General features: G+C 46.6%; 22 protein-coding genes and 1 other annotated feature. Of the genes, 1 reads left to right on the plus strand and 21 read right to left on the minus strand.

Features of this window, described 5'->3' with window-relative positions:
• Positions 1-43: 43 nt before the first annotated feature.
• Both AB3Y94_RS05090 and AB3Y94_RS05095 read right to left on the minus strand, forming a co-directional pair.
• Positions 44-2,605: a MucBP domain-containing protein gene (locus tag AB3Y94_RS05090; RefSeq protein ID WP_367295294.1), complete on the minus strand. Its 2,562-nt coding sequence runs from the start codon at positions 2,603-2,605 to the stop codon at positions 44-46.
• A gap of 731 nt (positions 2,606-3,336) precedes the next feature.
• The gene (locus AB3Y94_RS05095) at positions 3,337-4,233 is read right to left on the minus strand and encodes a 3-hydroxyacyl-CoA dehydrogenase (protein WP_367295295.1); all 897 of its coding nucleotides are present in this window, start codon (positions 4,231-4,233) and stop codon (positions 3,337-3,339) included.
• A 193-nt stretch (positions 4,234-4,426) separates the two neighbouring features.
• On the opposite strand from AB3Y94_RS05095, the gene AB3Y94_RS05100 reads away from it, so the two are divergent.
• Positions 4,427-5,005: a TIGR00730 family Rossman fold protein gene (locus AB3Y94_RS05100; protein WP_367295296.1), complete on the plus strand. Its 579-nt coding sequence runs from the start codon at positions 4,427-4,429 to the stop codon at positions 5,003-5,005.
• A gap of 124 nt (positions 5,006-5,129) precedes the next feature.
• Here the strand turns inward: AB3Y94_RS05100 and mprF are convergent, their stop codons facing one another.
• The 19 genes from mprF to radA all read right to left on the minus strand — a co-directional run bounded on the left by mprF (position 5,130) and on the right by radA (position 23,657).
• Positions 5,130-7,739, minus strand: a complete 2,610-nt coding sequence (mprF, locus tag AB3Y94_RS05105) for a bifunctional lysylphosphatidylglycerol flippase/synthetase MprF (protein ID WP_367295297.1) — start codon at positions 7,737-7,739, stop codon at positions 5,130-5,132.
• Positions 7,740-8,484: 745 nt separating this feature from the next.
• Positions 8,485-9,873 carry a sensor histidine kinase gene (locus AB3Y94_RS05110; protein WP_367295298.1) on the minus strand — a complete coding sequence of 463 codons (1,389 nt, stop codon included), beginning with the start codon at positions 9,871-9,873 and terminating at the stop codon, positions 8,485-8,487.
• 6 nt (positions 9,874-9,879) lie between these two features.
• Complete coding sequence (locus AB3Y94_RS05115; RefSeq protein WP_367295299.1) at positions 9,880-10,575, minus strand: response regulator transcription factor; 696 nt, start codon at positions 10,573-10,575, stop codon at positions 9,880-9,882.
• Positions 10,576-10,750: 175 nt separating this feature from the next.
• The gene (locus tag AB3Y94_RS05120) at positions 10,751-11,341 is read right to left on the minus strand and encodes an NADPH-dependent FMN reductase (protein WP_367295300.1); all 591 of its coding nucleotides are present in this window, start codon (positions 11,339-11,341) and stop codon (positions 10,751-10,753) included.
• A 202-nt stretch (positions 11,342-11,543) separates the two neighbouring features.
• Positions 11,544-11,909, minus strand: coding sequence for a 50S ribosomal protein L7/L12 (rplL, locus tag AB3Y94_RS05125; protein WP_125765686.1), 366 nt, complete (start codon positions 11,907-11,909; stop codon positions 11,544-11,546).
• A gap of 58 nt (positions 11,910-11,967) precedes the next feature.
• The gene (gene rplJ / locus AB3Y94_RS05130; protein ID WP_125683849.1) at positions 11,968-12,474 is read right to left on the minus strand and encodes a 50S ribosomal protein L10; all 507 of its coding nucleotides are present in this window, start codon (positions 12,472-12,474) and stop codon (positions 11,968-11,970) included.
• 24 nt (positions 12,475-12,498) lie between these two features.
• Positions 12,499-12,623: a sequence feature (ribosomal protein L10 leader region), on the minus strand.
• Positions 12,624-12,695: 72 nt separating this feature from the next.
• On the minus strand, positions 12,696-13,394 hold the full coding sequence (gene rplA / locus AB3Y94_RS05135) for a 50S ribosomal protein L1 (protein WP_125683848.1): 699 nt from the start codon (positions 13,392-13,394) through the stop codon (positions 12,696-12,698).
• A 98-nt stretch (positions 13,395-13,492) separates the two neighbouring features.
• Positions 13,493-13,918 carry a 50S ribosomal protein L11 gene (rplK, locus tag AB3Y94_RS05140; protein WP_125683847.1) on the minus strand — a complete coding sequence of 142 codons (426 nt, stop codon included), beginning with the start codon at positions 13,916-13,918 and terminating at the stop codon, positions 13,493-13,495.
• Between the two features lie 260 nt (positions 13,919-14,178).
• Complete coding sequence (nusG, locus tag AB3Y94_RS05145; RefSeq protein WP_057732911.1) at positions 14,179-14,730, minus strand: transcription termination/antitermination protein NusG; 552 nt, start codon at positions 14,728-14,730, stop codon at positions 14,179-14,181.
• A 123-nt stretch (positions 14,731-14,853) separates the two neighbouring features.
• Positions 14,854-15,030 (minus strand): preprotein translocase subunit SecE, encoded by a 177-nt coding sequence (secE, locus tag AB3Y94_RS05150; RefSeq protein ID WP_125693035.1) that lies wholly within the window; start codon positions 15,028-15,030, stop codon positions 14,854-14,856.
• Between the two features lie 47 nt (positions 15,031-15,077).
• Positions 15,078-15,227, minus strand: a complete 150-nt coding sequence (rpmG, locus tag AB3Y94_RS05155) for a 50S ribosomal protein L33 (protein ID WP_082153174.1) — start codon at positions 15,225-15,227, stop codon at positions 15,078-15,080.
• 74 nt (positions 15,228-15,301) lie between these two features.
• A complete protein-coding gene (locus AB3Y94_RS05160) occupies positions 15,302-15,871 on the minus strand; it encodes a sigma factor (protein WP_367295301.1) in 570 nt (189 codons plus the stop codon).
• Positions 15,872-15,943: 72 nt separating this feature from the next.
• The gene (locus AB3Y94_RS05165; RefSeq protein ID WP_367295302.1) at positions 15,944-16,489 is read right to left on the minus strand and encodes an NYN domain-containing protein; all 546 of its coding nucleotides are present in this window, start codon (positions 16,487-16,489) and stop codon (positions 15,944-15,946) included.
• A gap of 29 nt (positions 16,490-16,518) precedes the next feature.
• On the minus strand, positions 16,519-17,298 hold the full coding sequence (gene rlmB / locus AB3Y94_RS05170; RefSeq protein WP_367295303.1) for a 23S rRNA (guanosine(2251)-2'-O)-methyltransferase RlmB: 780 nt from the start codon (positions 17,296-17,298) through the stop codon (positions 16,519-16,521).
• Entirely contained in the window at positions 17,298-17,705 is a 408-nt protein-coding gene (locus AB3Y94_RS05175) for a Mini-ribonuclease 3 (RefSeq protein WP_367295304.1), read from the minus strand. Before AB3Y94_RS05175 ends, rlmB begins: the two co-directional genes overlap by 1 nt.
• Positions 17,706-17,708: 3 nt before the next feature.
• A complete protein-coding gene (cysS, locus tag AB3Y94_RS05180; protein WP_367295305.1) occupies positions 17,709-19,118 on the minus strand; it encodes a cysteine--tRNA ligase in 1,410 nt (469 codons plus the stop codon).
• Positions 19,119-19,412: 294 nt separating this feature from the next.
• Entirely contained in the window at positions 19,413-20,903 is a 1,491-nt protein-coding gene (gene gltX / locus AB3Y94_RS05185) for a glutamate--tRNA ligase (protein WP_367295306.1), read from the minus strand.
• 152 nt (positions 20,904-21,055) lie between these two features.
• On the minus strand, positions 21,056-22,237 hold the full coding sequence (locus tag AB3Y94_RS05190) for a PIN/TRAM domain-containing protein (RefSeq protein ID WP_367295307.1): 1,182 nt from the start codon (positions 22,235-22,237) through the stop codon (positions 21,056-21,058).
• Positions 22,238-22,274: 37 nt separating this feature from the next.
• Positions 22,275-23,657, minus strand: coding sequence for a DNA repair protein RadA (gene radA / locus AB3Y94_RS05195; RefSeq protein ID WP_367295308.1), 1,383 nt, complete (start codon positions 23,655-23,657; stop codon positions 22,275-22,277).
• Positions 23,658-23,709 lie beyond the last annotated feature (52 nt).

A 23,709-nucleotide genomic window follows, 5' to 3' on the forward strand; every position in this document is an offset into this window, starting at 1 on the left:
CCCAAGGTTGGACTTTCTGTCCAACCTTGGGGGTTCACTTCATTTATTCATCTTTTTCTCGCCCTTTTTTTATTTTTCCTAACCCAAGCAAACTTGCCAACAAACCAATGAACTCCCAAATACTATGGCTTCTCCACTTGGCATCGTTAGTCTGTGGCAGCAAAGAGTTGTTATTTTGTTCTCTGGAAAACGCAGCCCACTGATTATGCTTAGTATCTGTCATAAAGACCACTTTTTTTTGACTTACGACCGAAGCTTTTCGATTTTCTTCTTCCATCCCATCACTAAAATGCGTGCCATCGCTTATATTTTTAACGTATTTTTCCTCACTTCTTTTTTTCGAAATGGTATTCACACTGATCGGAACCAGTTTTATAAAAGAATGGTTTAATCTCGTACCCTTTGTGTCAATGCGATCATTGACTTTTCCATGATCATATTCATATGTTAAACCTATACTGCCATCCGACAATAATTTAATCCAATGTATTGAACCATCACGGTCTTCGACAGTATACGTATCACCCACAGCTAATGTTACCATTTTAGTTGAGTACCCATTTGGACTAAGTGTATGAACATTTACCTGATTAGTTTTCGTGATTGTCACTGAAACTTTAGCCCCATTAGGATAATAAATATTAAGATCCATTAATTTTTTATTACCGTTAACAACCGTGTTCACTTGCGTCTGATCCGTATATGACTTCCAAGAATCTATTGGAGCTACATAATAATAATCCACATACGTCATCGCATCAGAAAACACACCTCGGGCGTTTTTAGGCCATCTTATCTGATCCACAGTATACCCAGACTCATACTTTGGTTTTTTAACCGATGTAACATAAGATTCGCCTAAATTTCCGGTTAAGGTAATTGTCTTTTTTAAAATTCCTTTGGACGAAAAATACCTTACAATAACAGGTGCGGCCTTAACCGTTGGCACTGACACAACAGGTGCCACGTAAACTGTGCTAACACCATTACTGGCCTTACTCCCATTATCAATCGTCACTTGTGCCGAGGCTGGTCCAACTTCACCGTTGACTACCCCATTATTCACAGTAGTTCCAATCTTTATCTGATAAGTTTGACCATCTAAATCCATCGTATTTTGCAGATAATCTTCTGGTAAAGTCACGGTCAGTTGATGCGTTTTAGCATTCCAAGTAAACGTTGCTGCTGGAATCACGACACCAGTGCTGTCCAGCAAACTGGCTTGTTGGTAGTTCACTTCAGTTGGCAACGTCACCACTTCACTCCAGCTTTGGTAACGTAACATGGTGTCCTCACCCAGCACATTAACTTGCTGGTCTAACGTATAATTTACGGTATCCCCCGCCTTGGCCGAAGATTTATCGACTGTTAGAACGGGTGCCGGAATGACCGCTGGTGCCACCGTAGCTGAACTAAACGTCGTCAAAGTGTATGACCAATGGTGATTCGCATTCTTTAGGGTATACCGCGTCGTTCCACTCAAGAATGTGAATGTATTCCCTGAAAGTTGGAAAGTCACTGCCCCATTCTCAGATGTTGGTGCACCTAATACATCTTTAAAATTATTCGTTACCCCAACATACGCATTTCCACTGCCAGTCAACGGATTTGTTTGATATTTCACAACTGAGTCTTCAGCGACATACGTTGAAGTACTTCCATTGCCGTAATTAATATATTCGTTACCAGCTGTACTTGTGCTAGGTCCGTTCAAACTCCCAACAGTGATGTACCCGTCACCGTTGACAGCAACTTGATTGCCAGCCTCATCGAAGAATTTAATCGTGACTTCGTCCTGGCCCACGTTGTAGGTTTTGATGCCACCTTCAAAATAAGGCATGAACGCTAGCTGAATCTGATCTGCGGTCAAGCTACTGTTGGGCACCGGATGCTCATCGGTATGTTTGAGAATATTGGCAATCGTTACCTGCGCCGAAATAGCCTTCCCCTGATAGGTTCCAACATTTTTATACTCTGCCGTGACGGCATCACTCGCTGTTGGATTGGCAATCGTGGCCGTTTGGGTACCCTCATCGTATGTAAAGTTATCTGAATTAGTCGCCGTCACCTTGCCCAGCGTTGGTGTCTGGGCTACAGTTAGCTTTAACTTGTTATCCAATTGAACTGAGCTATCACCGTTCTTAATGATAACTAAGTTGCTTGGCGTTGGATCATCAGGCATCACACCAGCGCTCGATACCGGTGCATCTGCCTTGATTAAATTGTTTCTCTGCAAAGTTTTGGTATTAGAAACTGGTAATTTAGGCTTCGGTACGTTACCCGTATCGATGTTCACTTCGCTATTATTGCTTTGAACATTTTCGGTACTACTGCCTGGAGTCACATTTGACCCATTACCTGAACCATTTGAAGTGTCTTTCAAATTTGATTGTGATGTTGATTCCCCATTTGATACATTTTCGCTTGCCGGCTTACTACTTTGGCTCGATGAATCCGCAATTACTTCAGTCTGTTCACCTGTAGAATCCGCATGTGCATTAACAGGCTTTAACTGGCTCAATGACAGAGAGAAAAACGAAATTCCTAATAACCCTAAATACTGATAATTCCTTTTATTTATAAATTTCCCATGCTTACTTGTCATTTTTCTTGACTGTCTATTCATTTCGACGCTCCTCCCACTTTTACCTATTCAAGCACAATACACTATCCACTCGAGGCAATGTGTGGTACTTCCTTTTATAATTTATTCTTAATGTTTTCTTTAGTCAATAGTGATTTAGGTGAACTTTAATTCACAACGCTAGTTCGCTCGCTTAATGATGCAACCAATCATAGTTCAAATCCGTTTAAACTCAGTTAACCTATAAATAAGGCCTACACTTCTTCACTAACTCAAAAAAAATAAAAAGGCGCTCACCTGAATTGGTGAACGTCTCTTGAGATTCCAGTTGTACTAAGCTACTTTCTTTCGTTTCAATTCCGCGATTCCAACAAGACGGTACCCGTACTAGATCCAATGCTAGTTCCAGAACCCGAACTTCCAGAATCATCGGAATCTATTTTCCCACTATTGTCTTATCATAGTCTGCTTTTCCAGTCGCATACCCAGAATCATAACCTTGATTATAAGCCTCGGACTGATTAGCTTTAGGATTTGCCCCTTTACCGCCTTCGCCATCAGCATTTCCATCGGTTTGGCCAGCCTTATAATCATTAGCGTTTTTCGTCGCCTCATCGTCATAAGCCTTGGTATACGCATCACCACCATTAGGGTCCTTAGAAGCTAACGCAAATGCGGGCTTTTTGCATACTATTTGATTTGATTCAGAATTCTATCCAATAAATATTACATGACTAACACTACGCGTTAATTTATATTAAAAAATCAGCCTGCTCATACGCCGGATGCGGATACCGGTAAAAGCCGTGGTTACTTTCCAAGCCTAGTCGATGCTGATCTAACAACGCCATTTTTAATTTATGGGCCACCTCGACTAACCCACCCTTTCCTGGCTGAGCACTAGCCGCTAGCAGACCGTTGTAAACGCGTTTCAACCCAATCTGGTCGAGAATCCCAAACGGTCCCTTTGGCGCATTGGTGGCAATCATCCAAGCTCGGTCGATGGTAGCTGGCTCCGCGATACCGTTGGCCCACAACGTCAGTGCAGCCTCTAAAAACGGCGTCGTTAGCGTATTGATCACATACCCTGGTTGTTCACGGCGCAACAAAATCGGCACCATCCCAATGTCCTTGGCAAACTGGACGACCTCCTGATAAACAGCCGGATCTGTTTCGGGTTGCCCCATGATTTCAGCCGCGTGGTCAGTCCAAACGGGACTAGTGAAGTGTAGAGCCAGGAACCGGTCAGGTCGACCCGTCATCACCGCAAATTGACTAGGGATAAACGTGGCCGAGTTAGTCGTAAAAATCGTCCGCGCCGGGGCCACCTTCGCCAGAGTGGCGTAGAATTCCCGCTTCACACCGGCTGCTTCGGGGATGGCTTCAATCACCAAGTCGGCGTCCTCAACCGCTGTCTCCAAGTCTGTGGCATACCGAATTCGCTCATTGGTATCGTGTAGTACGGCAGGGGTAGCGGCCAACTCCCGGGCATAAATGGTATCCCAAGTGGCTACCCGCCGCTTGCTGGCAGCCACCTTAGCTGCATTAACCTCACAAATAGTGAGTCTAAATCCACTATAAGCGGCCTGGTAGGCAATCTGACTCCCCAGTGTGCCACCGCCCGCTACAACGACCCTTTCAATAGCCATGACCTCTCATCCTTTCCGTTAGCAAACCCTTTCTGTGCTCAGCTTAGGAGGATCACTGCTAAAGGTCAATCAAAGCACCCACCTTGATTCTAACGACTTACTAAAATGAAAGTCAGCTTGCAAAAACGTTCTCCCCCCAACACTTGTTTGCGGTATAATAGTGCCAAAATAAGTTTACTTGGGGGTCAGTTTCATGCAAAAAATTAAAAATGTTTGTGTCTTCTGTGGATCCAATCACGGCTATAATCCAAAGTTCCTAAGCGAGACAAACAATCTCGGCCAATACCTAGCTAAGCACCAACACCCTGTTGTTTACGGTGGGGGTAAGGAAGGCTTGATGGGCGCCATTGCCACGTCAACCATGGAAGCTGGCGGTAAGGTCATCGGCATCATCCCCACCTTCTTACGTGAGATGGGGCTAGCTAGGGAAGACGTCACCACCTTCATCGAAACGGCCACCATGGACGAACGTAAGGATGAGATGTTGCGCCAAGCCGACGCGTTTATCGTGCTACCTGGTGGGTTTGGGACCTTTGAGGAGTTCACGACCATGCTGTCGTGGAGTCAGATCAACGTTCATCAAAAACCCATCGCCCTCTTCAACATTGACCACTACTTCGACCCACTGGTTGCGATGATGCAAAAATGTTGCGACGAAGGTTTTGCCCCACAAGAAAACCTGCAACTCTTCATCGATGCCGCCACGATCGACGAGATCTTCTCGGGCTTTGAAAACTTTCATCACCAATTACCTTACAAGTACACCAACTAAAGAGGTTAAAATAGTGGTCCAAAAGATAAATTTATAGATAAAAGAGGTCTGAGAAAAAGCTCAGGCCTTTTTTACGCTCCAAACATCTATAGTCAAAACGTGCGACGAAAGCCAGTCAAAAAATTTACTCACGGTTTGGCCATGTCGCCATGTTGCTCAGCCAACCGCCTAACCACTTGGGAGCTGCCTTTTCCTTAGCGGTTGGACGATTGATCGTCAAGATAAGCTGTAACATGCTAAAGATCAACGACTGACGGCGACGATATGCCAGGTACTTTGGTTGCCAAGTCGTCACGTATTTTTCCTTATAGGCCCGTAATCCCTGGAAGCTGTAGAAGTTATAGCCATATTCGTAGATCAAATGGGCTGCCCGCTCCTCAATGAAACTAAACTCGGACACCCCAACGTTAGCGAGTGGTGCCATCCCCAAATTAAAGCTCTGATAGCCCTCTTCACGGCAAGTTTCAAACAAGTACACGAACAAGCCGTCCATAATCCCTGACGGTGCGTCCCGACTGGCCCGCATTAAATCAATCGACGTCATGCGTTGGTCGCCAGTTGGCATAAGATTAGCAAACGCCACCACTTTTCCCGCTGCATCCTGCATAACGGCAATCGGTGCTTCATTTAAATAATCCCGATCAAAGAACCCCATTGAGAACCCCTTCTCAGTCTCGTCACCTAACCAAGACGTTGATATTGTCTCAAGCTCGACCAACTGTGCCGTACTAAATGGCGGCTGAAGGAGGGCAAACTGATACCCTTCCCGCTTAAATTTATTGATCAAGGCTCGTTCACCACGGTGGGCCTTGCCAGCGAGAGTAAAGTCGTGCAGGTCAACGTGGCCCTCTTCACCAACCTTCAAAAAGTCGAAACCCATCTCGTGTAACCGAATCGTTAGGGACTCGCTGATCTCATAAAAGACGGGCCGGAATCCAGCCTGGTCGGCATCGTGCATAAAGGCCTGTAACGCGGCGGGAACGGCTGTTTGATTCCCAATGGGTTCCCCCATGACTAATAGTTTATCGGCTCGTTGCCGATAGAGTAAGAAGAGCTGATCGACCCCGCCTTCCTGGTAAAAGTACACCTGTTTGTCCCGCAGAAAGGCAAGATGACTGACTTCATTCCCACCAAATTGACGAATCACCCGCCGCACCCGGTCTGCATCGAAGGGCTCTCGAAGCCAAGCCACGGGCCGACCAGTTAAATAGCGGTTAATCAGCACCAAAATCAACAAGGCTAGCAGTAGTCCGCCTAGACCATTCAGCCAAACCTGCATGGAAGGCAGCAGCCACGAATCTGGTAACAGTGGCCAGTGACGATGGCCTTCATTTAAGGTAAAGAGTCCCAGTACGGTATAGCTCAAGAAGGTCACTACGAAGATGCTACCGTCCACCAGCAAGCCGCCCCAGGAATAGTGGAAACCAGCTCGGTACAGCTCAGGTCGAGCCAATAGTAGACAGACGAAGACCACGCCCAACAGTACCGCCAAACCAGCCGGAAAGTTCTCCTGCCACAATGTATTACCAATGGCAATGACCAGTACCACCAGCGTCGGCCAAAAGGCCCGTTGGACCCGGGCCCCCACGCCGCGAGCCAATCCGATCAATAGAAAGGCCATCACGATATTGGTGAGCTGATTTAAGAAATAAAACATGTAGGGTACCAACCGTAAATAGAAGTGGTTAGCCAGGACCACGTCTGGAATCGTGGCAAATAACAACATCATGACGCCAGAGAAGTACATGAAGGTCGTCACGAATAACTGGGCAGCTCGACGGATGGCCGCCACTGGGAGGCCGTTTAAGAAGCGATTCAGACGATGTCCAATGTCATGAATGAAGAAGCCCACCCCTACACCAAACGGCAGGAGGTAGTAAAACAAACGGTATAGGAGCAGCCAGCCGGTAGCGTCCGCCCGACTCACACCTAGCAGGCCCAGTCCAATAATCATAAAGACATCAAAGGCCCCTAATCCACCGGGAATCATGGAAACGACCCCCGCCACTGAGGCCACAACGAACATGGGCAGCACTGCCAGTAAGGGAATTGGGAGGCCTAACGCCCAGCCAATCAACAGAAAGAAGAGCGCACAGCTCCCCCACTCCAAGCTGGACCCAACGATTAGACTAAGCTCTCGCCGCCAGGTCAGGTCCGCAAAAAACTCCCCGTCACTGATCCGGGTGAAGATAAATACGCCCGGAAAGTACAGCCCCCCGCCGAGTAGCCAAAACCAATAGACTCGGTACGGTGCACCAATATCCAGCCCAAAGAGCAGAATCAAGGCGACCCAGCAAAGAAGTGACAGACCAGCCAGCAGAAACAGGGCAATCTTCGAAATCGCGTAAAGCACCTGCTTCTTACTGGCTGATTTGGCGTAAAAGTTGGCCCGGAGACTTGCCCCCAGCAAACCGCCCATTCCTGCTAGGTTGGTAAAAGTATTGGTGACCCAACCGCTGCGGACAATGTAGCCCGTAGAAAAATGACCGGGTAAAAATTTTACAATGGTGAAATCATAGACCAACATCGGCAGAACAGCCACAAACCCACCAACTAGGAGCAACAAAAACATGCCCGTTCCCAGGCCAGCCAGCTCCACCCTGATCTGTTCACCATTCACTTCGCGGGCAATGTGGCCCACCTCACGAATGATGAAGATTAATACAGAAAATATAAAAATACCCTTAATCAATGTTAGATGCTTTTGAATTCCATTCCAGAGTTGCTTCCCCATCAGCTCCACCTCCCCCATAGTCTTTCATTATGCCAACCACCAACTTAAATCACAATCAGAGCGCCGGTTCATTAGCCAGTTACGTTAATGAACTAATCTTGCCAGCCCACGCTATGTAAAAAGACCGAGAAATTTCTCCCGGCCTTTTTGGGTGTCTTGATTCCCCAATCAATGGCACCTATACACTATTTCATCACTTTTTTATTTCCCCACTAAGCAAGTGGCATAAGCCCGGAACCTAGCCCAGTCTTGACTTAATTATTTAAATTTCCCTTACTCTCATGACCACAGTCACTTTACTGACGATTTCCCTAAACTGCTACGTTGGCTACCTCAAGCTAGCGGCCAACGTCGTTAATACGACGGTTACCAGCGTCCCTCAACACTGACAACTACCACGAATCAATCCCCCAACTGATTCGTACTGGTCAATGTCTGGTTCTCATTGACTAAACCTATAATAGTTAATCTGACTGACTTTAAAAACTGGTTGGAAAAGAGATTTATCTGAGAAATTTTCAGAATTGAACTCACAAATCGTCACAAACGCAAAGATCGTGCTGCCAAAGTTGGCTAGTCAATGAGCGTTAACGTCGACAAGCGAACACGCCTGCTCTTGAATTGTCTGTCTATCGGGGTTAAGTATCGTCGACGGCCTTGTTCGACTATATCCGTTCAGAATGCAAAAAAGGGGTGAGACTTTTGTCTCGCCCCCTTTTTGACCAAATCTAGCTAAGAAGAGCAACTACTTTAAAGCTGTCTCAACATCGCTAGTGATCAGTGGAAAAGTCATGATAAACTGGCTGCCTTGTGGGTGATTATCCATCACTTTAATGTCCGACCGATTTATTTTTACTAACTGGGCTACAATTGCTAGTCCCAGACCGGTACCCCCAATTTCACGTGTTCGTGCAGAGTCCACCCGGTAAAACCGATCAAAAATGCGGGCCTTATTCTCAGCGGTGATGCCAATCCCCAGGTCGGCAATCGTCAATTCCACCCGCTCGGTGTCAGCAGTCAGCTCCACCGTAATTGGTTGGTCTGCTGGAGAATACTTCCCTGCATTCTCCATGATTGCTGCTAGGATCTGCTGGACACTCTCAGCATTGCCAAAGACCTGTACGCCAGTTGCCACCTTCACACTAAGGGGTTGCTGTAAAACGGCACGTTCTTCCTCAATCGTCTCATGGACAATCGCAGTTAAATCAAAAGATGCTAACTTCAACGTCCCCCGGTCTGCTCGAGAGAGTGTTAATAGGCTGTCTACCAGCTTTTGCATGCGCAGAGATTCCTCGCCAATGAAGTGAATTGAACGCGGGACAATCTCTGGATGATCTGCCGAGCGGCGTTCTAGCAGTTGGACGTGATTCCGAATCGCAGCAATGGGCGTCCGCAGTTCGTGAGCCGCGTTAGACGTAAACTCTCGCTCCTGTTCAGCATTTTGATTGATGGCTGTGAGCAGCTCGTTAAAGCTGGCCGCCAATTGACTGACCTCTTGCGGTTTGATTGGCACTGGTAAAGTTGCCTTAACAGTCTTAATGCGTGCCTGCCCTTGAGCAGCAATGTTCAAGCTTGCAAGTGGTTGCGTAATCTTGTTCGCAGTGCGTCGAACGTAGATCCAACCGATACCAATCATCAAAATCGCTACCAGAACGGTTACCAGTAACACTGAATATAGAATCGTCATGACTGGCGTTAAACTCATCCAAATTTCAGAGTAAAACCCTTCACGATGACCGGAATGGTAGTAGGTAATCCCATACCCCGGCGTATAATCTAGCGCCGGAAAAATTGGCACGGGGTAGTGACGTTGTTGGATAAAACGACGGGCTCGTGCCGAATAAAAGGTACTAGTTGGTTTACTATCATGATCCTTATAAACCCGTACAAATGTATTTCGAGTATCTAGCGGACTCGTTCGTTGCCAGTAATTCCAATCCGGACGGTCATCAATGAAGGACCGCCTCAGACTACGAATAAGTTGCTGCGAAGAGTGCTCACTCTGTTTAACGAGTTGGTAGCCTACGGTACTAAAAACAGCCGCCCCCATAATAAGCGTCATCAACACTAACATCGTTAAAAAACGGCGCTGAATTTCTTGCGCAGTTGTCCGAGAGACTTGTCGCTTCTTCATTGGCAATCACCCATTGTACTCTGTGGAAAGAACGTAACCCACACCACGTACCGTATGAATCAGTGGCGCCAATTGTTCTTCACTCAATTTATGTCGGAGATAACGGACGTAAACATCCACAATATTCGGTTGCCCTTCAAAATCGACACCCCATACGGCATTGAGTAGGTCATCTCGCGTCATCGTCTGGCCCGCATTCTTCATGAGGCACAGCAACAACTCATACTCACGTTGAGTCAGCTGAATCAATTGCCCGTTGCGCAGGACCTGGCGCGACTTCGTATCCAACGTCAAATCGCCCACATGGAGTTGACTTACCGCTATTTGGTGATGTGTTTGATGTCGCAAAATCACGCGAATTCTCGCCAGTAATTCTTCGATATCAAACGGTTTGGTAATATAATCATCAGCTCCCGTATCTAAACCAGCCACCTTATCACCGACGTAGTCTCGAGCCGTCATCATGATAACCGGTAAGTCATCGTGCTTACGAATCCGCCGAAGAACGCCCAATCCATCCAACTCAGGAAGCATCCAATCCAATAGAATCAAGTCCAGCTGTCCCCGATTACTTTCGTAAATACTTAGCGCTGCCTTACCATCTTGTGCGTTCAAGACTGTGTAATCCTCAAATTGAAGCTCTGTGGTCAACGAATCAAGTAACGCTGCGTCGTCCTCCACAATTAAGATTGTTCCCACCATGCTGAAGCCTCCCGTAAGTTTTACTTATCCTTAGCATAGCGATGTTGCCACTGAATTACTATCTGCTTCACTCAAACTTAAAATTTAAAATGTTAACTATCAAAAGCGCTATCCTTAATGGAATTTGGTATTCAAAAAAAACCGGACTACCCATCCGGTCTCAATAATTCTTTACTTATTTCGTTAGCGGGTGTTCTTTCATAATTAATGCATAATGTGCCAATTCTTCAAAGGCAACTTGCAACCGCTCAGCAAAATGCTCGCTATTAGGCGCATCCAGTGACAACCCACCATCTTTTAAAAAGTTGGGTTCGGCATTCCACAACAAAACTGGCGTTGGTAACACCATCATCTTGAGCATCTGTAAAATACCGACAAAGGAGGCAGCAGCCAGCATACCACCATCACTATACTTGGAGTAGGTCACAATTTGCACGGGTTTATTAGCAGTCTCTGGTCCCACAAAATCCAGCGCATTTTTGAGACTCCCGGCAATGGCATGATCATATTCCGGACTTAAGAAAATATAACCATCCTGAGCTTTCAAAACATTCAACCAATTTGCTTCCCCACTGCTTAGATTTTGAATTGGCTCTGACAACGGGGTTTCTTCATGATCATACAAGGGCAATGGATAATCCTTCAAATCAATCCAAGTGTATGTCACATCTACTGCTGCCATTGAACGCTGGAGATACTTAAATATTCTGTCACCTAAAGAATTTGTCCGCGTTGACCCTAAAATCACACCAATTTTCACCGTCATTTGATGACCTCCTTATTAGACTACGAAAGTAACCATATCATAGGTATTAACTAGTTACAATAACAACTGGTTAATCATTTGATAACTAAAAGTAAGTAAAAGCCCTAAAGATCAGCTCGCATCACCCGATTCATCCACGATAAACTGCACAAAAAAACCACTACCCATAGGCAGTGGTTTATCATTTCGTAAGTGAAGATGATTACTTAAGCGTAACCACACCACCAACGGCTTCAAGCTTTTCCTTGATGTCGTTAGCTTCGTCTTCAGTAGCGCCTTCCTTGATGACAGATGGTACGTTGTCAACGAGGCCCTTAGCGTCCTTCAAACCTAAACCAGTGATTTCACGGACAGCCTTGATGGCCTTAACCTTGGCGTCACCAGATTCAGTTAATTCAACGTCGAATGAATCCTTGGCAGCAGCGTCGCCACCAGCAGCACCGGCTGCAGCAACTGGTGCAGCAGCGGATACGCCGAATTCGTCTTCGATACCCTTAACTAAGTCGTTAAGGTCAGTAATGGATGCTTCTTTAAGAGAAGCGATGATAGCATCTTTATCAAAAGCCATGTTATTTTCCTCCAATAATTGGGTTTTATATTTTATGTTTCAAATTTGAATCAGGGACTTAGGCTGCGTCGCCTTCGTCACCCTTTTCAGCAATCGCCTTAACAGCGTAAGCCACGTTCCGTACTGGTGCTTGTAAGACATTAGCCAGCATAGAGAGCAGGTCTTCACGACTAGGCAAGGTAGCGTAGGTGTTGATTTCGTCGATAGACATGATCTTGTCTTCGATGTAACCACCCTTGATTTCAAGGGCGTCAACACTATCCGCAAACTTCTTCAAGACCTTAGCTGGTGCGATTGGATCCTCGTCAGAGAAAGCAACGGCAGTAGGACCAGCAAAAAGATCGTTAAGACCTTCGTAACCAGCTTTTTCTGCAGCACGTACCAAAACTTTGTTCTTGATGACGTTCATTTGGACGCCAGCTTCACGTAATTGCTTACGTAAGTCAGTAGCTTGTTCAACTGTTAACCCACGGTAATCAACGACGATAGCACTAACGGCGTTGTTGAATTTCTCAACAACCTCATCAACCTTTTTTGCTTTGATTGCAATAGCTTGTTCACTCAAATTGTTCACCTCCCGGAGTAGTTTGGTGGGATAAAAAAATCCCTATGCCACCAAGACATAAGGAGTCCAAAGTTTAAGTAAACTTCTTCCTCGGCAGGAAATTAAGACCATTAGGTCACCTGAGTCTTAGGTAGATCTATTAAATACAACTTCAATAGCATACAATACTTCGACATTACTGTCAATGCACTGATAGGGATTTTTTTAATTCACGTTTTAACTTAGGCTAATAAAGAAGCCAAGTCAACGTCGACGCTAGGGCCGAACGTTGAAGAAATTGAAACGTGTTGTACGTAAGTACCACGTACAGCAGCTGGACGAATACGAACAATCGTTTCAGCAATGGTCTTCAAGTTGCCGGCAAGCTTGTCAGCATCAAAGGAAACCTTACCAAATGGAACAGCAACGTTACCATCCCGGTCAGTCCGGTAAGTAACTTGCCCGTTCTTGGCATCGGAAACGGCTTTTTCGACGTTCATCGTAACCGTACCCGTCTTAGGGTTAGGCATTAAGCCCTTAGGTCCTAAGACACGACCTAAACGACCAACTTGGGCCATCATATCTGGCGTTGCAATAGCAACGTCAAAGTCCAACCAGCCGTCTTGGATACGTTCTACTAAGTCTTGTTCGCCAACAACATCAGCACCAGCTGCTTCAGCAGCCTTAGCTTGGTCACCCTTAGCGAATACGATTACCGTAGTATCTTTACCGGTACCATTAGGTAATACCAATGCGCCACGGAGTTGTTGGTCCGCTTGCTTCGTGTCAACGTTAAGCTTGAAGGCAACTTCAACAGTTGCGTCAAACTTAGCGAAATCCATCTTCTTTACTAAATCAACGGCGTCGCCCATGGTGTAGACCTTGTCGGCCTCGACCAGTTTGGCAGCGTCTTGATACTTTTTACCTCGTTTGTGAGCCATTTTTGTGTATTCCTCCTTGCAAATGTGGTTGTAACGGATAAACCTCCCACTTGACACATTTCATTTTCGTGAAGTGTCCGACTATCCGAAAACTGAGCTTAACCTTCGACCGTGAAGCCCATGCTCCGGGCAGTACCTTCAATCATGCGCATAGCTGCTTCAACGTCAGCTGCGTTTAGATCTTGCATTTTAGTTTCAGCGATTTGCTTAACTTGATCCTTGGTTACCGTAGCAACCTTTTTCGTGTTAGGTTCGCCAGAACCACTTTCAACACCAGCGGCCTTCTTCAACAGAACAGCTGCTGGAGGGGTCTTGGTGATGAAATCAAAGGAACGATCTTCATAGACACTGATCACAACAGGAATCAGCATACCAGCTTGGTCAGCTGTACGTGCGTTGAATTCCTTAGTGAAGCCCATGATGTTGATACCTGCTTGACCTAAAGCTGGTCCAACTGGGGGAGCTGGGGTTGCTTTACCCGCAGGAATCTGTAATTTGACGACATTAGCTACTTTTTTAGCCACGAGACAATACCTCCTTGAGTCCGTGTGTGGTAAGTGGAGCTGTTAGTTTGCTCCTCCCACGTTAACTGTACACTCTAACGCATACTTGAGAATCATACCACACTTTACTAACTACAACAAGTTCTTTTCAACCGAATGCCGACTGACAGTACTGAATGAACCAACAGTGAGGAGGCGTTTCCCCATCCTGAAACCGCAGCGACCTCACAGTCCTGTTGCTGCCGGCTGTAAGTCCGCTACCAGCAGGCACCTAAAAGAACTTAACCTAAGATTGGGTCAACTTGATCGAAGTTCAGTTCAGTACTTGTTTCTCGACCGAACATATCGATATTAACCTTCAACTTCATCTTTTCGTTGTCAACTTCCGTAATCTTCCCAACTAAGCCACTGAAAGCACCATCGACAATGGTAACTGAATCCCCAACGGCAACGTCCAGATCGGCGTGACGTGCGGAAATCCCGACCCGACGTAAGATGCGTTCAACTTCGTCTGGCAAAAGTGGCGTTGGCTTACTACCTTGTCCATGGGAACCCAGGAACCCAGTAACACCAGGTGTGTTCCGCACAATGTACCAAGCTTGGTCACTCATGACCATTTCAACTAAAACGTAGCCCGGGAAGGTCTTTTCCATGGTGACCTTATCCTTACCGTTCTTAACTTCGTGTTCCTCTTCTTCGGGGACAACGACTCGGAAGATGTTATCTTGCATCCCCATTGATTCGGCCCGCGACTCCAAGTTCGCCATAACTTTGTTCTCGTACCCTGCATAGGTGTGAAGAACGTACCATTGCTTTTCAGCTGACTCAACCATGTTTGGTGCACTCCTTTAGTATTCTTTGACTTTTCGAGCAAAATAAAAAAACTTCGCGTACACGAAGTTCTCTGTTACCAACTAATATAGCATATTTAATCGCCTTTGACTACCGACAATCCACTAGGAGACGAACTTTAAGCCGTACTGAACGACCCAGTCGACGACCGCAAAGAAGATTGCGAACAAGACGGAAATCCCAACGACGGTGCCAGTATCGTGCCGCGTTTGCTTAACCCCCGGCCAAGAAACTTGTTTCATTTCTGCTCCAACGGACTTAAAGAAACGGAATAAACGCATGGTGTTGCCTCCCTAAAATTAGTGTTTGTTGTTATTTGCTGTGCGCATTAGCGGGTTTCACGGTGTAATGTGTGTTTCCCACAGTACTTACAAAACTTCATAACCTCTAGTCGCTTAGTGCGGGTCGCACTTGCTGTGATGGTGTAATTCCGTGACCCGCAAACTGAACAGGCCAGGGCAATTTTCCTTTGAGCCATCTTGCCACCACCTTTAATTAAATCCTATTCAACTCATACTGCAATAGCTTACCATCGTTTGTCCCCGCCGTCAATCATTCAGCGAGGAGTCGTCGAAGCTTGACTTGACTACGGTGAGAGGCCGCCGTGACCTGACGGTAAGGTAACCGTTTTCGTTGACTGATCACTAAAAGCGTCTCACCTCGCAGTAACCCATTAAAAACGGTGTGCTCAACCCCAGATAGACTCTCTTGCACGCGCTGAACCGCATCCTGAACTTCTAACTGCTCCCGCACAGCCCAGCGACTATCTTCTAAGGTATCCGCAAAATAGTCACTGTTGGCTTCCAGTGAGATGACCTTACGGCTCTGTTGCCGCTTTAAAGCCTTACTTCGGCGAATCAGATCAAATACCCGATGACGTAGATTAAGCCGGTAAAAGGCCCCAAAATTGGGAGCCTTAGTGGCATCGAAACGCTTGATGGACCGACAAAAGACTACCCGAGCCTCCTGATCCCAATCATCCTGATCAAACCCCACAATAAAATAGCGCTGCTGTAGTTTTTTCAGTACGGGTCGGTAACGCTCAAAAAGAATATGTAAGGCGGGTGAATCCAATTGATCCTGTAGACACACTAATAAGGTTGCATTGCTCATCTCATTCATCAAAAAAGCCTCCCCTTCAACTGGTTACCCCAGTTTACAGGAAGGCACAGCACCCTTCTTACGAACGGGTGTTTATTTCTTATTATTTTTATGCGGCTTAGCCATCATTTGGTCCCGCAACTTTTCAAGCTTATAAAGTTGCTGATCATTCCACGGTGATTTACGCACAATACCGCGGTCCGCAAATTCTCTAGCCGTTTGCTTGACCTCATTTTGAGCCCGTTCAATGTCCGTTAACAATTCTCCGGCCGGAATCCGTAAAGCACCCTCAGAGAAAATCGTCCACTGTTCCGCCTGATCACTCGTTGCCACTGTAACCTGTGTAAACCTTGTCTGACGTTCCTTGGCCAGCTTCTCGATATAACTATCAGCCGTCTCGTCACGATTGGTCCACACAACCTCTAAGTCAAATTGATTGTAGCTCTTCGAAATACCAGGAACGTACATCGCATCAAAGACTACCGTAATACTGGCATCGCGCAATTTCTTGTAGTTTGCCAACATGTTCAGTAACTCGTCGCGGGCCTCAGGTAACCGATCCTGCAACTTTAACCGGTTGAGTTTGGGCCAGTTGCCGATCATGTTATAGGCATCGACAATTAAAATGTCTTCTTTCATTGACCTCTCCCTCGCTCATTTTCCTTAAATTAGTGTTGAACCGGGTGCCGAGAACTAAAGCCTTGATACATCAACAGTCCAGCGGCAACGCTGGCATTCAAGCTTTGGACCTCACCGACCATTGGAATCGTCAACATTTGATCAACCGTCTCCTTCAGTAAACGTGAAATACCTTTACCTTCGTTACCGATGATCAGTGCTGTGGCCCCCTTGGCATCCCAGTCACGGTAATCCGTTCCGGCCATGTCAGTCCCAAAGACCCACACGCCCCGGTCCTTTAACTCGTGGACGGTGTTGACCAGGTTAGTGACCCGGGCAACGGGAACGCGTTCAATGGCACCAGTAGAAGTCTTGGCAACTGTCGACGTCAGGCCAACCGCTCGCCGCTTCGGAATAATCACACCATGCACACCACTGGCATCGGCCGTCCGTAAAATTGAGCCTAAGTTATGGGGATCTTCCACACCGTCTAAAATCAGGAAGAATGGCGCTTCACCAGCAGCTTCCGCTTTAGCAAAGAGGTCGTCGATAGTGGCGTAAGCAAAGGCTGCAACACCTAAAGCTACTCCTTGGTGATTCTGATGTTCGGTCAGTAGATCAAGTTTTTGCTTAGGGACTTCTGAAATGACCAAGTGTCGCTTCTTAGCTAATTGGCGAATCTCGTCTAGCGCTTCCGCCTTCAAACCGCTTTGCAGAAAAACTTTGTTGATTGTCTGTTGGCTACGTAAGGCCGCAACGGCTGGATGCCGGCCAATCACAAAATCACTGCTGATATCTTTGTCTTCGTTCGTCGATTGATCTGGTCTCATTATTCAGTTCGCCCCGCTTCTACTTGTTCAATGCACCACTGACCGAGTTCATCGACTCGGTCCTGTTGTCCACTCAACGCAAGGTAACCCATCAAGGCTTCAAACCCGGTTGAGATTCGGTAAGTCACCACGTCCGTATTCTTAGCGTGGGTGTAGCTCTTAGCATTCCGCCCCCGCTTGAACATGGTCCATTCATCTTCACTCAAAATTTCATCCTGTTCCATCAGGTCGATCAAAGCTGCCTGAGCCTTGGCGGAAACGTAGTGCGTCGCCTTCTTTTGCAGATGATTTGGCTTAGCCAAGCCTTCTGCAATCAAGTGTTTCCGGATGATAACTTCGTAAGAAGCATCCCCCATGTAGGCCAGTGCGACCCCGTTCAGTTGCCGATAATCTACTTCAGTTGTCATTAATTAACCCTTTCTCCAACGCGTCCCTTGGGGCGTGTCTTCCAAAATAATTCCTTGATTCTTCAATTGTTCACGAATCTCATCGCTGCGTTCAAAGTTTCGGTTCTTTCGCGCGGCTAATCGCTCATCGATCAATGCCTGAATCCCGTCGTCATCCAAAGAATCAGCTTCACTGAATGTGACCCCAAAGACACCGACTAAGTCAGCCAATGTTTTGCGAATAAAATTCAGCGTGCCAGCAAAGACCACTGGCCGTTCTGCGTAAACATTGCCTAATCGGGCTAAGTCGTGGACACCCGCCACACCGTTTTGGACGTTAAAATCATCATCCATTGCATCAATGTAGTCCGCAACGATTTGTCGGGTTTCTTGTTCTACCTTAGGATCATTACCCGATTCGGCATCTTTCAAACGGTAGCCCATGTTGTTGTACGCCGTCTGCAATCGTTCTAGATTGCGTTCAGCAGTATCTAAATTTCGCTGGCTATACTGAATGGGCCGGCGATACTGGGTTGTTGCCATAAAGAATCGCAACGTTTGTGGATCCACGGTCTTCAAAATATCGTGCACCGTGACAAAGTTACCCAACGACTTACTCATCTTCTCGTCATCATCCCCAACGGTCACAAAACCATTATGGAGCCAATAATTCACGAACTTTTTGCCCGTCTTAGCCTCACTCTGGGCAATTTCATTTTGATGATGAGGAAAGACCAGGTCCTCACCCCCACCGTGAATGTCAAAGGTATCCCCAAGGTAGTGAATCGACATGACGGAGCATTCGATGTGCCAGCCAGGACGACCTGCTCCCCAAGGCGATGGCCAGGAAATTTCACCCGGCTTAGCACCCTTCCAGAGGGCAAAGTCTACGGGATCTTCCTTACGAATCGTTTCCTCATCGTTGGTATGCTGAGAGGCACCCTCTTCTAAGTCATCGATGTTCATATGGGCTAACTCACCGTAATGGTCAAACTTCCGGGCCCGGTAATACACGTCGCCGGCAACCGGATAAGCGTAATCCTTTTTGATTAAGTCCTGAACAAATTCAATAATTTCATTGATGTGTTCCGTGGCCCGTGGATTAGCCGTAGCAGGTTCAATATTCAACGCCGCCGTGTCTTCCTTGAAGGCCTTGATAAAGCGGTCACCTAATTCAGGAACCGTGATGCCCTCTTTCTTAGCCTCGTTGATCATCTTATCGTCAACGTCGGTAAAGTTCGAGACATACTTGACCTGGTATCCGCGGTATTCAAAATACCGGCGAATGGTATCAAAGGCAATGGCACTACGCGCATTACCTATGTGAATATAATTGTAAACGGTGGGGCCACACACGTACATGTTGACCACTCCGGGGGTAATCGGTTCAAATGTTTCCTTTTGACGAGTCATGGTGTTAAATACTTTGAGCATCCCGAAGCTCCTTTCACGTCTCATAATTTTAATTGATTATCTGGTTAATGCCACCCGACCAAAATCATGCTGAATAAGGCGCTGATTCCTTAAACGTCGCCACATCCGCGGTGGAGCTTAGCTGAAAAGATCCAGTTGTTTGGTTCAACAACTCACGGTTGGCACCGGTCGAACAGTGCGGCAGCTTACTTCATCGAAATAAACTGAGGTAGCTCCATTGTAGCATAACCAGGGGATAACAAAGAAGCCGAATGAAGTGCCAATTGGCCTTCACTCGGCTTCTTTACAAAATCATTAACCTTCTAATTGCGCTAAGGTTTGTTTGATGTGGGTCAAAGCAGTTTCCCGCCCGACTAATTCAATGGATTCTGGTAGTTCTGGCCCGTGCATTTCGTGGGTCACAGCAATTCGAATCGGCATCCAAAGTTGCCGACCTTTGATACCAGTCTCAGCTTGAACTGATTTGATGACCTTAAAGATTTCCGGCGCATCAAATAAATCCAACTTTTCAATCTGAGCAGCGAACGCCTTCAAAACAACTGGCGCCGTCTCGTTGTTGATTTCGTCAAAGGCTTCACCAGTAACTTGGTCAGGTTCTTCAAAGAAGACTGAGGCCATGTCATTGATTTGGGCCATGTAACTCATCTGACGCTTGTACAGATTGATCAATTGCCGCGCCCATTCAATCTTTTGATTGTCTGGGTTAGCTGGGATATTACCTGCCTTGATCAGTTGCTTCAAAGCAAGGTCCATAATCGTACTGTCATCGGCATCCTTCACGTAGCGGTTATTCAACCATTCCAGCTTGTCACTATCAAACGTGGCAGGTGATGAACTCAACCGGGTTTCATCGTACATCTTGATGAATTGCTTACGGTTAAAGATTTCATCTTCACCCACTGGCGACCAGCCCAACAACAGAATGAAGTTGAACATAGCCTCTGGCAAATAGCCCAGGTCACGGTATTGTTCGATGAATTGCAGAACAGATTCATCACGCTTAGACAGTTTCTTACCAGTGTCCTTACTGATGATCAAGCTCATATGACCGAACTTAGGTGCTTCCCAACCAAAAGCTTGGTAGATCATTAATTGCTTAGGCGTGTTGGCAACGTGGTCATCACCACGGAAAACGTGGCTAATAGCCATTTTGTGGTCGTCAACCACCACGGCAAAGTTGTAAGTTGGCATACCGTCACGCTTAGCAATGACGAAGTCCCCACCAATGGTGTCAGAGTTAAAGGAAACGTTCCCCTTAACCATGTCATCCCAGGCAAAGATTTCGTCCTTAGGTACGCGGAAACGAATAACTGGCTTCAAGCCCTTAGCCTTAGCGGCATCGATAGCAGCTTGCTTTTCTTCCTCGTCCATTCCAGCGTATTCATATTCGTAATGAGGCATTTCTTTGCGGGCTTTTTGAGCTTCCCGGTCGGCTTGAAGTTCATCTTCCGTCCGGTAAGATTCGTAAGCCTTGCCTTCATCTAACAGTTGTTGGATGAGTGGCGTGTAAATGTCGCGTCGTTCGGATTGACGGTAAGGACCGTAGTCACCACCGACGTCAGGACCTTCATCCCAGTCCAAACCAAGCCACTTTAAGTTTTCCAACTGGCTCCGTTCACCGTCTGCGATGTTCCGTTTCGTATCCGTATCCTCGATTCGGATGATGAACTTACCCTTGTTGTGACGGGCAAATAAATAGTTAAAAATGGCCGTCCGGGCATTACCAATGTGCAAATGACCGGTTGGGCTCGGTGCGTACCGAACCCGAATTGAATTTTTCGCCAAAACGTTTGCGCCTCTTTCTAAATTTTATTCACGTTTAATTGCTGACACTTCGTCATAATTTTATGACGCAATGCTTTAAGTTTACAATGCTCGCCGAGAAAAATAAAGGCGTGACCCTTAATCCTTCTCAGAATTCCGCCAATTTAGGTAAACTAACGGGAACGCTTGGTACTTTTAGACCCCTTGGCTGCCGATTTTTCACTTTCAGCTTGCTCCTCGATATTCTTACTAGAGTGAGCTGGCTTAGCAAAAATCATCCGTCCGGCATCCGTTTGAATGGCACTCGTAACCGTTACATCCAACTGCTTATTGATAAAGTAACGTCCGTCTTCCACCACAACCATCGTCCCGTCATCCAGGTAAGCAACCCCTTGTTGTCGTTCAGTCCCATTCTTGACGACCATCACGTGGATGTCCTCACCAGGAATGACTCGCGGCTTCAAAGCATTAGCTAGAGAATTGATATTTAATACCTGAACATTTTGGAACTGGATGACCTTGTTCAAGTTGTAGTCGTTGGTAACGATCACCCCACCATTTTGTTTAGCCAGGGCAATCAACTTGCTATCAACTTCTGGAATATCTTCGAAATCACCCTCGTACATTTCAATCGGCATGATGTGTTCATTCTGCAGCTTGTTCAAAATGTCCAAACCACGACGACCCCGCACCCGTTTGATTGAATCACTGGAGTCCGCAATGTACTGAAGTTCATACAACACGAAGTTGGGCACTAACAGAGTGCCTTCCAGAAAGCCCGTCTTCGCCAGATCATAGATCCGACCGTCAATTAAGATATTAGTATCTAGAATCTTGTAATGATGAAAATTAGGCTCTACCTCTTTGTCTAAGACAGCTTTTTCCGCCTTCTCCTCGGTACTCTTCTTGTTTCGTGGTTGGAACAGCTTCCGCCATTCCTCCGGCCGCATTTTACTCAACCGCACACCGATTCGAAATCCAAAGTAACCAAAGAGTAGCATCAAAATTCCGGGAATGACGGTTCCAAACAGAACGTTGGGAATCTTAAACAGAAACGACGAAATTAACAACGCTAGAACTAACCCAACGATGGTCATCAACGCACCCAGAATCATGGTCACCGGATTCTGCTGATTCAAATAAGCTTCAATTTGATTGATTAGTTTCAACAACAGGCCCGCAAAGAGCACTCCCAAAATCAGGAAAATAATAGCACCAAGCAAAATATTAACGAGCATGTTGTCGACTAACGGACTTGTGACCCCCATCAGTAACCAGATGTGAGGCAGATAAGCAACTCCTAGAATGGCACCAATGACGGCGAAGACAATCAAAATCACTGTTTTCTTACGCATGTTTTATTCACCTCCCTTCACTGGCAGTGAACGTCTGTTAAACGCCCAGTGCCAACTTCAACGTCTGCCGCAACGTGGAAACCCCCACAACGTCGATTCCAGTCGGTGGGTTCCACCCTTGGAGATTATTCTTAGGAACGTAGATCCGTTTGAAACCAAGCTTTTTAGCCTCAGCAACCCGCTGTTCAACCCGGTTGACCCGACGAATTTCACCAGTCAGCCCGACTTCACCCACAAAACAATCGGTTGGGGCGGTTGCTGTATCCCGATAACTGGAAGCAATCGACATTGCAATTGCCAAATCAATAGCGGGTTCGTCAAGTTTGACCCCACCAGCAGCTTTCAGAAAAGCGTCTTGGTTTTGTAGCATCAGGTTCGCTCTTTTTTCCAAGACCGCCATCAGTAAGGAGACCCGATTACGGTCCAACCCGCTCGAGGTGCGTTGCGCATTGCCAAAGACTGACGGTGTAATTAATGCCTGGACTTCTACCAAAATTGGCCGAGTCCCTTCCATTGAGACTACAATGGCCGAACCAGTAGCATCCTTCAGGCGTTCCTCTAAGAAAATCTCTGAGGGATTGGCCACCTCATAGAGCCCGCCTTCCCGCATTTCAAAGATTCCCAGTTCGTTGGTGGACCCAAACCGGTTTTTAACTGCCCGTAAGATCCGGTAGGTATGGTGCAGATCACCTTCAAAGTACAACACGGTATCCACCATGTGTTCCAAGATCTTAGGGCCCGCAATGGCGCCCCCCTTAGTCACATGACCCACGACAAAGATCGTAATACCGTTAGTCTTGGCAATTTGCATAAGTTCACCAGTCACAGCCCGAATCTGAGAAACCGACCCAATGGCCGATTCAATTCCTGGCGCCTGCATGGTTTGGACAGAATCGATCACGACGTAATCTGGCTGCATTTGTTCAATGTTAGCCCGGATACTGGCCATATCCGTTTCTGGATAAAGATACAGGTTATCACTGTTAACCACTAGCCGGTCTGCCCGCATCTTAATCTGCGAAGCACTTTCTTCCCCAGACACATACAACACCTTACCTCCGGTCTGACTAAGTTGCCCAGACACCTGTAGCAGTAAGGTGGACTTGCCAATACCAGGGTCCCCACCAATTAAGATGAGGGAGCCTGGTACGATACCACCACCCAAAACCCGATTCAATTCTTCCATTTGAGTCTTGACTCGGGTTTCAGTAGAATGCTTAATTTCACTCATAAGCTGTGGGTGGGATTGTTTCCCGCCAACAGCTGTTCGCGTAGATTGTGGCTTGGGCTTGTCAGCAGCCGGGGTCACAACCTCTTCCACCATCGTATTCCACTCACCACAATTGGGACAGCGGCCCAGATAGCGCGGTGAACTATAATCACAGTTCTGACAAACATAAGTTGTTCTTGGTTTAGCCACGGAGATCCCCCTGTTTTCTTGATTGATTTAGCTTTATTTTAGCATACCTAAT

It is taken from the genome of Levilactobacillus yonginensis (assembly GCF_964065165.1).
Taxonomy (GTDB): Bacteria; Bacillota; Bacilli; order Lactobacillales; family Lactobacillaceae; genus Levilactobacillus; species Levilactobacillus yonginensis_A.